General features: G+C 55.1%; 14 protein-coding genes. 11 read left to right on the plus strand and 3 right to left on the minus strand.

What is annotated here, in order from left to right:
* The first annotated feature begins 1 nt into the window (after position 1).
* A complete protein-coding gene (gene cyoE / locus ACJTMZ_RS08360; RefSeq protein ID WP_252010928.1) occupies positions 2 to 889 on the plus strand; it encodes a heme o synthase in 888 nt (295 codons plus the stop codon).
* Between the two features lie 148 nt (positions 890 to 1,037).
* On the plus strand, positions 1,038 to 2,399 hold the full coding sequence (locus ACJTMZ_RS08365) for an MFS transporter (protein WP_252010929.1): 1,362 nt from the start codon (positions 1,038 to 1,040) through the stop codon (positions 2,397 to 2,399).
* A 32-nt stretch (positions 2,400 to 2,431) separates the two neighbouring features.
* Here ACJTMZ_RS08365 and ACJTMZ_RS08370 read toward each other — a convergent pair whose 3' ends face one another.
* Positions 2,432 to 2,923 carry a YajQ family cyclic di-GMP-binding protein gene (locus ACJTMZ_RS08370; protein WP_017383179.1) on the minus strand — a complete coding sequence of 164 codons (492 nt, stop codon included), beginning with the start codon at positions 2,921 to 2,923 and terminating at the stop codon, positions 2,432 to 2,434.
* A gap of 125 nt (positions 2,924 to 3,048) precedes the next feature.
* On the opposite strand from ACJTMZ_RS08370, the gene panE reads away from it, so the two are divergent.
* The 5 genes from panE (at position 3,049) to ACJTMZ_RS08395 (ending at position 8,142) form a co-directional block, all read left to right on the plus strand.
* Entirely contained in the window at positions 3,049 to 3,960 is a 912-nt protein-coding gene (gene panE, locus ACJTMZ_RS08375; protein WP_047051146.1) for a 2-dehydropantoate 2-reductase, read from the plus strand.
* Positions 3,923 to 4,516: a protein deglycase YajL gene (gene yajL, locus ACJTMZ_RS08380; RefSeq protein ID WP_015571288.1), complete on the plus strand. Its 594-nt coding sequence runs from the start codon at positions 3,923 to 3,925 to the stop codon at positions 4,514 to 4,516. The genes panE and yajL overlap by 38 nt, the downstream gene beginning before the upstream one ends.
* A gap of 300 nt (positions 4,517 to 4,816) precedes the next feature.
* Positions 4,817 to 6,085, plus strand: coding sequence for a PTS sugar transporter subunit IIC (locus ACJTMZ_RS08385; RefSeq protein WP_408626899.1), 1,269 nt, complete (start codon positions 4,817 to 4,819; stop codon positions 6,083 to 6,085).
* 12 nt (positions 6,086 to 6,097) lie between these two features.
* The gene (locus ACJTMZ_RS08390) at positions 6,098 to 7,423 is read left to right on the plus strand and encodes a 6-phospho-beta-glucosidase (RefSeq protein WP_015571289.1); all 1,326 of its coding nucleotides are present in this window, start codon (positions 6,098 to 6,100) and stop codon (positions 7,421 to 7,423) included.
* A complete protein-coding gene (locus tag ACJTMZ_RS08395) occupies positions 7,420 to 8,142 on the plus strand; it encodes a 6-phosphogluconolactonase (protein WP_214602287.1) in 723 nt (240 codons plus the stop codon). Before ACJTMZ_RS08390 ends, ACJTMZ_RS08395 begins: the two co-directional genes overlap by 4 nt.
* Before the next feature lie 26 nt (positions 8,143 to 8,168).
* On the opposite strand, the gene ACJTMZ_RS08400 is transcribed toward ACJTMZ_RS08395, so the two are convergent.
* On the minus strand, positions 8,169 to 8,903 hold the full coding sequence (locus ACJTMZ_RS08400) for a GntR family transcriptional regulator (RefSeq protein ID WP_023296016.1): 735 nt from the start codon (positions 8,901 to 8,903) through the stop codon (positions 8,169 to 8,171).
* A gap of 69 nt (positions 8,904 to 8,972) precedes the next feature.
* Positions 8,973 to 10,421 carry a tRNA uracil 4-sulfurtransferase ThiI gene (gene thiI, locus ACJTMZ_RS08405; protein WP_006809903.1) on the minus strand — a complete coding sequence of 483 codons (1,449 nt, stop codon included), beginning with the start codon at positions 10,419 to 10,421 and terminating at the stop codon, positions 8,973 to 8,975.
* A 178-nt stretch (positions 10,422 to 10,599) separates the two neighbouring features.
* Here thiI and xseB point away from each other — a divergent pair, with 178 nt between their 5' ends.
* The 4 genes from xseB (at position 10,600) to ACJTMZ_RS08425 (ending at position 14,666) form a co-directional block, all read left to right on the plus strand.
* Positions 10,600 to 10,842 carry an exodeoxyribonuclease VII small subunit gene (xseB, locus tag ACJTMZ_RS08410; RefSeq protein ID WP_015571292.1) on the plus strand — a complete coding sequence of 81 codons (243 nt, stop codon included), beginning with the start codon at positions 10,600 to 10,602 and terminating at the stop codon, positions 10,840 to 10,842.
* A complete protein-coding gene (gene ispA, locus ACJTMZ_RS08415) occupies positions 10,843 to 11,742 on the plus strand; it encodes a (2E,6E)-farnesyl diphosphate synthase (protein WP_017383172.1) in 900 nt (299 codons plus the stop codon).
* Positions 11,743 to 11,766: 24 nt separating this feature from the next.
* Complete coding sequence (gene dxs, locus ACJTMZ_RS08420) at positions 11,767 to 13,629, plus strand: 1-deoxy-D-xylulose-5-phosphate synthase (protein WP_015571294.1); 1,863 nt, start codon at positions 11,767 to 11,769, stop codon at positions 13,627 to 13,629.
* Between the two features lie 62 nt (positions 13,630 to 13,691).
* A complete protein-coding gene (locus tag ACJTMZ_RS08425; RefSeq protein ID WP_252010930.1) occupies positions 13,692 to 14,666 on the plus strand; it encodes an aldo/keto reductase in 975 nt (324 codons plus the stop codon).
* Positions 14,667 to 14,793 lie beyond the last annotated feature (127 nt).

Below are 14,793 nucleotides of genomic sequence, written 5' to 3' on the forward strand. Positions count from 1 at the left end.
TATGTTTAAGCAATACCTGCAAGTCACGAAACCAGGCATCATCTTTGGCAACCTGATCTCCGTAATCGGAGGGTTCCTGCTGGCCTCTAAAGGCAGCATTGATTACACCCTCTTTATTTACACGCTGGTCGGTGTGTCACTGGTGGTTGCGTCCGGTTGTGTATTTAACAACTACATCGACATGGATATCGACAAGAAGATGGAAAGGACCAAAAATCGGGTGCTGGTTAAAGGCCTGATTGCTCCTTCCGTCTCGCTGGTGTACGCCACCTTGCTGGGTATTGCTGGCTTTATGCTGCTGTGGTTTGGTGCTAACCCGCTGGCCTGCTGGCTGGGGGTGATGGGGTTCGTGGTGTATGTGGGCGTCTACAGCCTGTATATGAAACGTCACTCCGTCTACGGCACGCTGATTGGTTCTCTCTCCGGCGCGGCGCCGCCGGTGATTGGCTACTGCGCCGTCACGAACGAGTTCGACAGCGGTGCGGCTATCCTGCTGGCTATCTTTAGCCTGTGGCAGATGCCGCACTCTTACGCCATCGCGATTTTCCGCTTTAAGGATTATCAGGCGGCGAACATTCCGGTTCTGCCGGTCGTGAAAGGCATTTCGGTTGCCAAGAACCACATTACGCTCTACATCATCGCTTTTGCCGTGGCAACGCTGATGCTCTCTCTGGGCGGTTACGCCGGATATAAATATCTGGTGGTAGCAGCTGCGGTGAGCGTCTGGTGGCTCGGCATGGCCCTGCGCGGTTACAAAGTGGAAGATGACAAGGTCTGGGCACGCAAGCTGTTTGTGTTCTCGATTGTCGCCATCACCTCCCTGTCCGTGATGATGTCCGTAGACTTCATGGTGCCGGACTCGCAAAACCTGCTGACTTACGTCTGGTAAGTTTATGTGATGATGAAAAGGGTGCTTCGGCACCCTTTTTTATTCACAAAATCCATTAATCACGCATGTAATATTTGTTAAATAAGCCTTTATTTACCCGGCCCCTTCCCCGCACTACACTATGGCCTGCTTTTGAACTGAGGTGGTAATGAACGATTATAAGATGACGCCAGGCGAACTGCGTGCGACCTGGGGTTTAGGGACTGTTTTCTCGCTGCGGATGCTTGGCATGTTTATGGTCCTGCCCGTTCTGACCACATATGGCATGGCGTTACAGGGTGCCAGCGAAGCGCTGATTGGTCTGGCGATTGGTATCTACGGCCTGGCGCAGGCGATATTCCAGATCCCCTTTGGCCTGCTCTCCGACCGCGTGGGTCGCAAACCGCTGATTGTCGGCGGGCTGCTGGTGTTTGTACTTGGCAGCATCATCGCCGCCCTCTCCCACTCCATCTGGGGAATTATTCTTGGGCGCGCCCTGCAAGGTTCCGGGGCGATTGCCGCCGCCGTGATGGCGCTGCTGTCAGACTTAACCCGCGAGCAAAACCGCACCAAAGCCATGGCGTTTATCGGCGTCAGCTTCGGCGTCACGTTTGCCATCGCCATGGTGCTGGGGCCTGTTATCACTCATGCGCTCGGCCTGCACGCCCTGTTCTGGATGATTGCGGTGCTGGCGACCATCGGGATCGCACTCACGCTGTGGGTTGTGCCTGACAGTAAAAACCACGTCCTCAACCGTGAATCCGGGATGGTGAAAGGCTGCTTCAGCAAAGTCATCGCCGAGCCGCGCCTGCTTAAGCTGAACTTCGGCATTATGTGCCTGCACATTCTGCTGATGTCCACCTTCGTCGCCCTGCCCGGTCAACTTGCCGCAGCAGGTTTCCCGGCGGCAGAGCACTGGAAAATTTATCTGGTCACAATGCTGATCTCGTTTGTCTCCGTTGTGCCCTTCATTATTTACGCCGAAGTGAAGCGCAAAATGAAACGCGTCTTCGTGGGCTGCGTGGCGTTATTGCTGATTGCCGAGATTGTGCTGTGGGGCGCTGGCCCGCATTTCTGGGAACTGATCGCCGGCGTACAGCTGTTCTTTCTGGCGTTTAATCTGATGGAAGCCCTGCTGCCGTCGCTTATCAGCAAAGAGTCTCCGGCAGGATACAAAGGCACCGCGATGGGCATTTACTCCACCAGCCAGTTTCTCGGCGTGGCGATCGGCGGGTCGCTCGGCGGCTGGGTGGACGGTCTGTTTGACTCCCAGACCGTTTTCCTCGTCGGTGCGCTGCTGGCGATGCTCTGGCTGTTTGTTGCCAGCACCATGAAAGAGCCGCGCTATGTGAGTAGCCTGCGGGTAGAAATTCCCGATGACGTGGCAATCGGTGACGCGTTAAAACAGCGTCTGGAAGCGACAGAGGGCGTGAGCGAAGTGTTGATTGTCCCGGAAGAGCGCAGTGCTTATGTCAAAATTGACAGCAAAGTGACTAACCGCTTTGAGGTGGAGCAGGCGCTGAAGGCCTGAAAAAATGCCCGGTTTAGCCGGGCATGATTGTCTTAATCGCGGAAGTTTTTAAACTGGAATGGCTGACCGAGATCGCCGCCACGCACCAGCGCCATCACGGATTGCAGGTCATCACGGGATTTTCCGGTCACGCGGATCTCTTCACCCTGGATCTGCGCCTGCACTTTGAGCTTACTGTCTTTGATAAGCTTAACGATTTTTTTCTGTACCGCGCTCTCAATCCCCTGCTTCAGCTTCGCTTCCACAAACCAGGTTTTGCCGCTGTGAACAAAATCTTCCGGTACATCGAGTGAGGTCCCTTCAATGCCGCGCTTGAGCAGCTTGGCGCGCAGGATATCCAGCAACTGGTTGACCTGGAAATCAGACTCGCTCAGGACTTTGATCGTCTTGTTCGCGTCGTTCAGTTCAATGGTCGCCTCAACGCCACGAAAATCGAAACGTGACTCAACCTCACGGACAGCATTTTCTACGCCGTTACGCGCTTCCTGCAAATCAACTTCAGAAACAATATCGAAAGATGGCATCTTTTCTTCTCCCTTCATTTTTGTTGCGTTGCATAATACCCGCAACGAGGCATAACGAGAAGCTTAGCTGATGGCGCTATACTTAGCGTCATAGCACCTGGCACCGTTGCAGGTGAGGAGGAACGATGAAAGTAACAGTGCTTGGATGCGGAGCCCTTGGCCAACTCTGGCTTACAGCGCTATGCAAACAGGGACACGACGTTCAGGGCTGGCTGCGAATTCCCCAGCCCTATTGCAGTGTGAACGTAATTGGTACAGACGGTTCAATTTTTAACGAGTCTTTGACGGCAAACGATCCGGAATTTCTTGCCACCAGCGATTTGCTGCTGGTCACGCTGAAGGCCTGGCAGGTCTCCGATGCGGTGAAAAGCCTGGCCGCCCAGTTACCTGAAAGCACGCCAATCCTGCTGATTCACAACGGTATGGGTACCATTGAAGAGCTAAAATCTGTCCGGCAACCGCTGCTGATGGGGACAACCACCCACGCGGCACGTCGCGACGGTAACGTCATTATCCATGTTGCCAGTGGTATCACCCATATCGGTCCTGCGCGTGAACAGCCCGGCGATTACAGCTATCTTGCGGATACCCTGCAAAGCACGCTGCCTGACGTCGCCTGGCACAATAACATTCGCGCGGAACTGTGGCGCAAACTGGCGGTGAACTGCGCGATCAATCCGCTGACCGCCCTGCTGGATTGCCCTAACGGTGAACTGCGCCAGCATCCCGATCGGGTAGCGCTGATTTGCCGGGAAGTTGCCGCCGTCATTGAACGCGAAGGCTACCACACCTCAGAGTCCGATTTACGTTATTATGTCGACCAGGTCATTGAGAGTACGGCAGAAAATATCTCCTCAATGTTGCAGGATATCCGGGCTATGCGGCATACCGAAATTGATTACATTACCGGTTATCTGTTAAAACGCGCCCGGGCACACGGCATTACCGTTGCGGAAAACAGCCGTCTGTTTGAGTTAGTAAAACGAAAGGAGAGTGAGTATGAGCGCATCGGCACTGGTATGCCTCGCCCCTGGTAGCGAAGAGACAGAAGCGGTCACCACCATTGATTTGATGGTGCGTGGTGGTATTAAGGTTACTACCGCCAGCGTCGCCAGCGACGGAAGTCTGGCGATTACCTGCTCGCGTGGGGTGAAGATCCTGGCGGATGCACCGCTTGTACAGGTGGCGGACGGTGATTACGACATGATCGTTTTGCCGGGTGGGCTGAAGGGGGCAGAGTGTTTCCGCGACAGCCCGCTGCTGGTTGAAACCGTTCGTCAGTTTCATCTTTCCGGGCGTATCGTCGCGGCAATCTGTGCGGCCGCGGGTACGGTGCTGGTTCCGCACGACATTTTCCCCATCGGCAATATGACCGGCTTCCCTGGCCTGAAGGACACAATTCCGGAAGACCAGTGGGTGGATAAACGTGTGGTCTGGGATCCGCGTGTTAACCTGCTCACCAGCCAGGGGCCTGGCACCGCCATTGATTTTGGCCTGAAGATTATTGACCTGCTGGTCGGGCGCGAAAAAGCGTACGAAGTGGCGTCATCGCTGGTGATGGCGGCGGGGATTTATAATTTCTACGAAGCCTGATGTCCTCCCGGGCTGGCAACGCGCTGGCCCGTCTGCCCTACAGAAATAGTGCAGCCAGCGTCACAGTTCTGCGATTCATTTTCCTGCCCTGAAGCGTCTCCCCACCGTTTTACCCTTTCAAAAACCCTTTATTTTCAGACAAATAATCACATCTGCACCGCATTACATGCCTGTTTGACAGGCTAAAAGAACCGTGAAAAACTGCATTCAACTGGTATATACCAGTTGAAAAATCCGCCAGCAAAGCCTGATAACATCAACAGCGGCGGGAGAGCAGAAATCTCTTCTGGAGTAAGCAATGTGATTACATTTCTTGAGCACAGAGTCATTCCTGTACTGATTCGCGTAGGCGAAAATAAAATACTGGTCGCCGTGCGCAACGGTATTGCGCTGACCTTACCCTTCACCATCACCGGTAGCCTGTTTCTCATTCTCGCGAATCTACCGATACCCGGCTGGAGTGAATGGCTTGGCCCGTTTGCCGAAAAGCTCAGCGCCCCGGTGGGCGTTACCTTTGGTGCGATAGGGCTGATTTCTGCGGTGGGTATCAGCTACAACCTCGCGAAGGAGTACAACCTCAACGCTATCACCTGCTGCATAGTCACGCTGGTGGTTTTCTTACTGGCGCAACTCAACGACAGCTATCAGCTCAACGTTGACAATCTTGGTGCGGCGGGGCTGTTTTCTGCCATCATCCTGGCGATTTTGACGGTGCACATCGTGCGATTTTTTATCCGGCACAACGTCGTGATCACCCTGCCGGAGGGCGTGCCTCCTGCCGTGGCGCAATCTTTTGCGAGCCTGATCCCCGCCGCGGTAGCAATCACTCTGATCTGGCCGATTAGGGTCATCCTGAATTTTGATATCAACCACTTCTTCACCCTGCTGCTCAGCCCGCTCGTCTCCGGCCTCGGTTCGCTGCCGGGCATGCTGGTGCTTATTTTTCTGATTTCGCTGCTGTGGTGCTGCGGCATACATGGCGACAACGTGCTTTCCGGCATCACCAGTCCCATTTTCCTGAAATACATCGCTGAAAATACTCAGGCCTATCTGCATCATCAGCCCATTCCCCATATTACCGCCGACGGGTTTTATATCGTCTTTATGTGCCTGGGCGGAACGGGCGCGACCATGGGGCTGGTCATTGCCATGCTGCGTTCCCGCAGTCGGCTGTACAAATCAGTGGGTAAGCTCTCCCTGCCCTCCGCGATATTTTGTATTAACGAACCTGTCATTTTCGGTTGCCCGATAGTCTTCAACCCACTGCTGATGATCCCGTTTACCCTGACGCCGATGATCCTGTGCATCTCAACCTGGTCGCTGATGTACTTCGACATCATTGGTCGCCCCGTCTTACAGATCCCCTGGACCATGCCGCCGATTTTCGCCGCATGGTTCGTGACCGGCGGCAATATCCCTGCCGTGATCTGGTCCATCTGCACGCTGGTTATTTCCGCCCTGGTCTGGCTGCCGTTTTTCAAACTGGCCGAGCGCAAACAACTTGAAACCGAAGCGGCCGAAGAAAATGCCCGCCGCAACGCGGACACGCTTTCCGACCCCATCTTGTAAAAAGGAACCACGATGAAAAAGCTCAAGGTTGTCACTATTGGCGGCGGCTCCAGCTACACGCCAGAATTGATCGACGGTTTTATCAAACGCTACGCAGAGCTGCCGGTCACCGATTATTATTTGCTGGATATTGAAGAGGGAAAAGAGAAGCTGGAGATTGTCGGAAAGCTGGCCCAGCGCATGGTAGCTGAAGCCGGGCTCCCAATGAATATCCACCTGACGCTCGATCGGGAAGAGGCGCTGAAAGATGCCGATTTTGTCACCACGCAGCTGCGTGTCGGCTTTCTTGATGCCCGCATCAACGATGAAAAAATCCCGCTAAAATACGGCGTTCTGGGGCAAGAGACGACAGGTCCCGGCGGGTTTATGAAAGCTCAACGCACGATCCCGGTCCTGCTGGATATCTGTAAGGACATGGAAAGATGGTGCCCGAACGGCTGGCTGATTAACTTCACCAACCCGGCCGGGATTGTCACCGAGGCAATCACCCGCCACTCGGCCATTCGGACCATAGGCATTTGCAGTGGCGCAAACAGCATGATGATGGACATCGCCAAAGCCTACGGCGTGCAGAAGTCGGACGTTTACGCACGCATTATTGGTCTGAACCATCTTATTTTTGCCGACCAAATTTTCCTCAAGGGAGAGGATTATACCGACGACTTTATTGAAAAACTGGCCGAGGGCAGCGCAAATAACTCCCTGAAAAATATACCGGACATTGGGTTTAGTGCCCGCTTTGCCAGGGCACTCCACATGTACCCTATCTCCTACCTCAAATACTATTTTTTGACCCGCGAGATGACCGACGCCGCGCTGCGCGATGCAAATACTAAGGGAACCCGCGGCGAGCAGACGCGCGAAATTGAGCAACGGCTTTTTACGCTTTATCAGGACCCCCATCTCGCGCACAAGCCGAAAGAGCTGGAGCAGCGCGGAGGCGCCTGGTACTCCGATACTGCATGCTCGATCATCAGCGCTATTTATAACGATAAAAAAGAGATCCACGTCGTAAATGTTCCTAACAGGGGCACAACACCCGATCTGCCGGATCACGTTACGCTGGAAACCAACGCCATGATCGACCGAAACGGCGCGCATCCCCTCGCCTATGGCAGGCTGCCCGTGAAGATCCGCGGCCTGATCCAGAGCGTGAAGGCCTATGAAGAGCTCACCGTTGAGGCCGCTGTCACTGGAAATTACGACACGGCGCTGCTGGCGCTGAGCGTAAATCCCCTTGTGCCTTCTGCCGCCGCGGCAGAACAGATCCTTAATGAATATCTTGAGGTCAACCACCGTTATTTACCCCAGTATGCTAAACGTAAGGACGCACAATGAACGTAGAACAGACAGAAGATTATGCGGCGCTGAGTGACGTCGTGGCGAAAGCGGTCATTGAAACCGTTACGCAAAAACCCGATGCGCTGATTTGCATCGCGGGTGGAGATACGCCGCTGGGCGTTTTTGCCGCGCTGGTGCACGCCAGCAAACAGGGTAAGGTCGATTTTTCCCGTGCGGCATTTGTTGGCCTGGATGAGTGGCTGGGGCTGGGTCAGGCCGATAAAGGCAGCTGCCGGGAGATGGTATGGGGCCATTTCTTCAGCCACCTGGCTCTGCGCGACGATCAGATCTGTTTCTTTGATGGCCTGACGCAATCCCCCGAGGAAGAGTGTCAGCGTGTGGATAACTTTATTGCGGCCCACGGCGGGCCAGACATCATTGTGCTGGGGATCGGTATGAACGGCCATATCGGCTTCAATGAACCGGGCGCCGCCCTCGATACCTGTTGCCACGTCGTGGACCTGGATGCGGTGACGCAGGCCGTTTCGGTTAAATACTTCGGCCAGCAGCGTCATATCCGTCAGGGCATTTCACTGGGGATGAAGACTATCCTGGCCTCACGGGCCATTATTTTGATGGCAAGCGGCGAGAAAAAAGCCGACATCATCGCAACAACCGTCAATTCCGCACCGGACCCGGCGGTTCCCGCGACGCTGCTAAAGCCGCACCCACGGTTAAGGATCATTGTCGATAAAGCGGCAGCCGCTAAGCTGTAAAAGAGAAACAGGCGCTGATGCGCCTGTTATCGTTTGATGTGCATATTCTTGACGCGGAAAATATCTGCCCGGTTGTAGCTGATGGAGAAGTTAAATGCTCTACCGTCATCGAGGCGCGTGACTTCGGTAATTTTCAACATCGGCTGGCCTGGCAGAATATTGAGATGGGCCGCCAGCTCCTCATCAAAAAGATCCGCTTCAATCAGTGAATCGGCGTCGCTGATTTTCTTACCGGTAAAGTCTTCAATATAGCCATACAGCGATCCCACTTCGAGAATAGCCTGCGGAACAGTGGCAACCACCTTGTGAGGAATATTGCTGTCTTCAATTAACACCGGCTGTCCGTCCAGTAAACGGATACGGCGAATAAACCAGACATCATCACCCTGCGCAATTTCGAGGTGCTGTGCCAGCGCCGCGTCGGCGTGAAGGGTCGTCAACGTCAGCAAGCGGCTGGTTACGTTGACCCGCCCCTGAAATTCACGGGAAAACCCGAGAATACTGTCACTCTTTTCATTATTCAGAATGTAAATATTGCTGGCAGTATTCTTTAAAACAAACATGCCCTTGCCGTGGATACGCTCGATATACCCTTCCTGTACCAGCATCGCCATGGCTTTCTGAACCGTTACGCGCGTAACGTCATAAATACCGGCAAGATCGCGCTCCGACGGAATGCTTTCGCCCTTTTTGTAGACTTCATTGAGAATATCTTTTTTGATTCTCTCTTTGATTTCCCAGTACTTATGTTTTTTTTCCATTGTCGATTACCCGGCCAAAAAGAGCATAGAATCGCAGGCCCGGTAGCGCTCGCGCCACCGGGCGAGAAACTACGGGCGATACACCTTCACGTTCGCGAAGCCCTGCTCACGCAGATACAGCGCCTGCAAACGGCTCATGACCCCACGTTCGCACCACAGCAGATACGTTTTGCTCTGGTCGAGATCGCCAAACTGGGTGCTCAGCTTGTAGAACGGCAGCGAAACCACCTCGACGCCTTCCACCTGCAACGGCTTGTCATCCTGCTCATCAACAGAACGGATATCCAGAATCGTATCGTTAGCACCGAAGCCGCTGACCGTCTCCACCTCAACCACTTCCTGCTCGGTCTGCTGAGCGATCTCACGGATATCGATGTTGGACGCTTCCGCCACCACTTTTTCCAGGATGCTGAAATCGAAGTTCTCTTCTTCCGCTTCGATCTTCGCCTTCACCGCTTTGATGGTTGGACTTTTTGAGATCACACCGCAATATTCCGGCATGGTGCGGGCAAAATCTTCAGTACCGATTTTACGCGCCAGATCGATGATGTGCTCTTTATCGTGAGAGATCAGCGGACGCAGGATCAGCGTATCAGACACGTTATCGATAAGACGCAGGTTGGTCAGCGTCTGGCTGGAGACCTGCCCCAGCGCTTCACCGGTGACCAGCGCCTGCACGCCGTAGCGCTCAGCCACTTTGGACGCCGCACGCACCATCATACGTTTCAGCACCACGCCCATCTGGCCGTCGTCCACTTTTTCGAGGATTTCGCCGACCACCGGCTCAAAGTTGATCGCCACAAAACGCACGCGGTGAGAGCTGCCGAAGCGGTTCCACAGGTAATGCGCCACCTGACGTACGCCGATTTCATGCGCCGCGCCGCCCAGGTTAAAGAAGCAGTAGTGCACGCGGCAGCCACGACGCATCAGCATATAGCTGGACACGCCGGAGTCGAACCCGCCGGAGATCAGCGACAGCACATCTTCCTGAGTGCCGATAGGGAAACCGCCAATACCTTCATAACGACCCTTGACCAGCAGCAGGCGATCGTTTTCGATCTCAAGGTTAACGGTGACGTCCGGGTTAGTCAGGCGCACGCGCGCCGTTTCAACGTGCTGGTTCAGACCACCACCGACGTAGCGCTCAACCTCAATAGAGCTAAACTCATGCTTACCCCGGCGCTTCACGCGCACGCAGAACGTTTTCCCTTCGATCTGGTCGCGGTACTGCACCAGCGCCTTTTCGAAGATATCGTGCATATCGGTGAAGGGAACGTCTTCCACTTCCAGAATATGGTGAATACCCGGGATACGGGTCAGCGCGTCGCGAATATCAAGACGTTTGTTTTCGTCTTTCGCGCGGACTTCTACGTGGTCCCAGTGACGCACCACGGCGAGCGTTTCGTCGTAGTGTTTTAATACGTTACGAATGTTCCCGGTGAGAATTTTAATAAAGCGCAAACGCACGGATTGGCTTTTGATGGTGATTTCAGGGAACAATTTAATGATAAACTTCATGGCGGCAATGTTTCTTAGGCAAGCTTATAAAGGCTTGTAGTGGAAAATGATACAGCAGCCCACACCCGTGGCTGCATCCAGGCGCGCAAGTATACCACCATCGCGCCACTCGCGTTATTTGATAATTGCCCCGAGTCCGTTACCATGTCAGGGCGAAAAATTTAAGAGTCAATTCACTATGCCGAAGAAAAACGACGCACCGGCCAGTTTCGAAACTGCGCTGAGTGAACTGGAGCAGATCGTTATCCGTCTTGAGAGCGGCGATCTCCCGCTGGAAGACGCGCTCAACGAATTTGAACGCGGCGTGCAGCTCGCGCGCCAGGGGCAGGTAAAACTCCAGCAGGCCGAGCAGCGTGTGCAGATCCTGCTTTCCGACAGCGAAGACGCTAAAACCACGCCATTCACACCGGACGCCGAGTAAATGGATTTTTCCAACGCGCTTCAGGCGCGCGTCATCCGCGCCAACGATGCGCTGCGCCGATTCATTGAGCCGCAGCCTTTTCAGAACACTCCACTGGTTGAAGCCATGCACTATGGCGCACTCTTGGGGGGTAAACGCCTGCGTCCGTTCCTGGTGTATGCCACGGGCAATATGTTCGGTATCAGCGATAACACGCTGGACGCCCCGGCAGCCGCCGTGGAGTGTATCCACGCCTATTCGCTGATCCATGATGATTTGCCGGCCATGGACGATGACGATTTGCGTCGCGGTCAGCCAACCTGCCATATCAAATTTGGCGAAGCGAATGCCATTCTGGCGGGGGATGCGCTGCAAACCCTGGCCTTCTCCATTCTGAGCGATGCGCCGATGGTTGAGGTGAGCGATCGCGATCGTCTGGCAATGGTGTCCGAACTGGCAATGGCCAGCGGCGTCGCCGGGATGTGCGGCGGCCAGGCGCTGGATTTAGAGGCTGAAGGGCGTCAGGTTACTCTGGAACAGCTGGAGCGCATCCACCGTCACAAAACGGGCGCACTGATTCGTGCAGCCGTTCGCCTGGGCGCGTTGAGCGCGGGTGAACGCGGGCGTAAAGCCCTGCCGGTTCTGGACAGATACGCAGAAAGTATCGGTCTGGCATTCCAGGTTCAGGATGACATTCTGGATGTGGTGGGCGATACTGCAACATTGGGAAAACGTCAGGGTGCGGATCAGCAGCTTGGCAAAAGTACCTACCCCGCCCTGTTGGGCCTTGAGCATGCCCAACGTAAAGCCCGGGATCTGATAGACGATGCCCGCCGGTCGCTGAATGAGCTGGCCGCGCAATCGCTGGATACCTCGGCACTGGAAGCGCTAGCGGACTACATAATCCAGCGTGATAAATAAACTATAAATCTCGATGAGCCTTTGATGAGTTTTGATATTGCCAAATACCCGACACTGGCGTTAGTTGACTCCACTCAGGAGTTACGTCTGTTGCCGAAAGAGAGTCTGCCGAAGCTGTGTGACGAGCTGCGTCGCTACCTGCTCGACAGCGTTAGCCGCTCCAGCGGCCACTTCGCCTCCGGACTTGGCACGGTTGAGCTGACCGTGGCGTTGCATTACGTCTATAACACGCCGTTCGATCAGCTGATCTGGGATGTAGGCCACCAGGCCTATCCGCACAAAATTCTGACCGGACGTCGCGATAAAATTGGCACCATTCGCCAGAAAGGGGGCCTGCACCCGTTCCCGTGGCGCGGCGAGAGTGAATATGATGTGTTAAGCGTCGGCCACTCTTCCACCTCCATTTCTGCGGGCATTGGTATTGCCGTTGCCGCCGAAAAAGAGAATAAACAACGCCGCACCGTCTGCGTGATTGGCGACGGGGCGATCACCGCCGGGATGGCCTTTGAGGCCATGAACCACGCGGGCGATATCAAACCGGACATGCTGGTGATCCTCAACGATAACGAAATGTCGATCTCCGAGAACGTCGGCGCGCTGAATAACCATCTGGCGCAGCTGCTGTCCGGCAAGCTTTACTCCTCACTGCGTGAAGGCGGTAAAAAAGTCTTCTCCGGCGTACCGCCGATTAAAGAGCTGCTTAAGCGTACCGAAGAACACATCAAAGGCATGGTCGTGCCGGGTACGCTGTTCGAAGAGCTGGGCTTTAACTATATTGGCCCGGTGGACGGCCACGATGTGCTGGGCCTGGTGACGACGCTTAAAAACATGCGCGACCTGAAAGGCCCGCAGTTCCTGCATATCATGACCAAAAAAGGGCGTGGTTACGAACCGGCGGAAAAAGATCCGATCACCTTCCACGCGGTGCCTAAGTTCGACCATACCAGCGGTTGTCTGCCGAAAAGCAGCGGCGGGATGCCAAGCTACTCAAAAATCTTTGGCGACTGGCTGTGCGAAACGGCGGCGAAAGACAACATGCTGATGGCGGTGACGCCTGCCATGCGTGAAGGCTCCGGCATGGTGGAGTTTTCCAAAAAATACCCGGACCAGTATTTCGACGTGGCTATCGCCGAGCAGCACGCGGTAACTTTTGCTGCGGGCCTGGCGATTGGCGGCTACAAGCCGGTGGTAGCGATCTACTCTACCTTCCTGCAACGCGCCTACGATCAGGTTATCCATGACGTTGCCATTCAGAAGCTGCCGGTGCTGTTTGCTATCGATCGCGCGGGCATTGTGGGGGCTGATGGCCAGACGCACCAGGGCGCGTTTGATCTCTCCTTCCTGCGCTGCATCCCTGATATGGTGATCATGACGCCAAGCGACGAAAACGAGTGTCGTCAGATGCTGTATACCGGTTACCACTATCAGGACGGCCCCTGCGCGGTACGTTACCCGCGCGGTAATGCCCTTGGCGTTGAATTACAGCCGCTGGAAAAACTGGATATCGGTAAAGGTCTGGTGAAACGCCGTGGTGAAAAAGTGGCGATCCTGAACTTTGGTACGTTGATGCCGGAAGCGGCAAAAGTCGCTGAAAACCTGAATGCGACGCTGGTCGATATGCGCTTCGTGAAGCCGCTCGATGAATCTCTGATTCTGAGCATGGCGGAAAGCCATGACGTGCTGGTCACGCTGGAAGAGAACGCCATCATGGGTGGCGCGGGTAGCGGCGTGAACGAAGTGCTGATGGCGAACCGTAAAGCCGTTCCGGTGCTTAATCTCGGCCTCCCTGACCACTTCATCCCGCAAGGCACCCAGGATGAGGCGCGCGCCGACATTGGTCTGGACGCCGCCGGTATCGAAGCTAAAATCCGCACCTGGCTGGCCTGATCCCTCCCCTTTTCTGCTCCTGCTATGCTTAAACGTATTGTTTAAACAGCAGGAGCGGAACCATGCAATACACGACATTAGGAAAAACGGACCTTAAGGTGTCCCGGCTTTGCCTGGGATGCATGACGTTTGGCGAGCCTGACCGGGGAAATCATGCCTGGACGCTGCCGGAAGAGAGCAGCCGCCCTATCATCAAGCGCGCCATTGACGGCGGCATCAACTTCTTCGATACCGCCAACAGCTACTCAGATGGCAGCAGCGAAGAGATTGTGGGCCGCGCCCTGCGAGATTTTGCCCGTCGTGATGACGTTGTGGTCGCCACTAAGGTGTACTACCCGTCAGGCGATCTGGCGGAAGGCCTTTCTCGCGCGCAGATCCTGCGTTCCATTGATGACAGCCTCAGACGCCTGAACATGGATTACGTCGACCTGCTGCAAATCCACCGCTGGGATTACAACACCCCGATCGAAGAGACGCTTGAAGCGTTAAACGACGTTGTGAAAGCCGGTAAAGCGCGCTACATCGGCGCATCGTCCATGCATGCCTCACAGTTTGCCCAGGCGCTCGATCTCCAGGCGCAGCACGGCTGGGCGCGCTTTGTCACCATGCAGGATCACTACAACCTGATTTACCGGGAAGAAGAGCGCGAGATGCTGCCGCTCTGCTACCAGGAAGGCGTGGCGGTGATCCCGTGGAGCCCGCTGGCGCGCGGAAGGTTAACCCGTCCGTGGGGGGAAACTACCGCCCGGCTGGTATCGGATGAAGTGGGTAAAGACCTGTATGACGATACAGAAGCCAGCGATGCGTTAATTGCCGAACGCTTAGCCGGGATCGCCGACGATATCGGTGCAACGCGCGCGCAGGTGGCGCTGGCGTGGCTGCTGAGCAAGCGCGGTGTCGCCGCGCCGATTGTGGGCACGTCGCGGGAAGAACAGCTGGATGAGTTGTTGAGTGCGGTGGACTTATCGTTGACGCCGGAGCAGATTGCCGAGCTGGAGACGCCGTATCAGCAGCATCCGGTGGTAGGGTTTAAATAAACACTTGCCGGGTGGCGCTGCGGTATGAACCGGAAACATGGGTAACACTTTAGACCGGATACATGGGTAACAGTTATAACTGGCATAGAAGAGGAGACTCGCTATGCCCTGGACTGAGACCCGACCT

This window comes from Enterobacter sp. DN, assembly GCF_046054285.1.
In the GTDB taxonomy this organism is placed as follows: Bacteria; Pseudomonadota; Gammaproteobacteria; order Enterobacterales; family Enterobacteriaceae; genus Enterobacter; species Enterobacter hormaechei_C.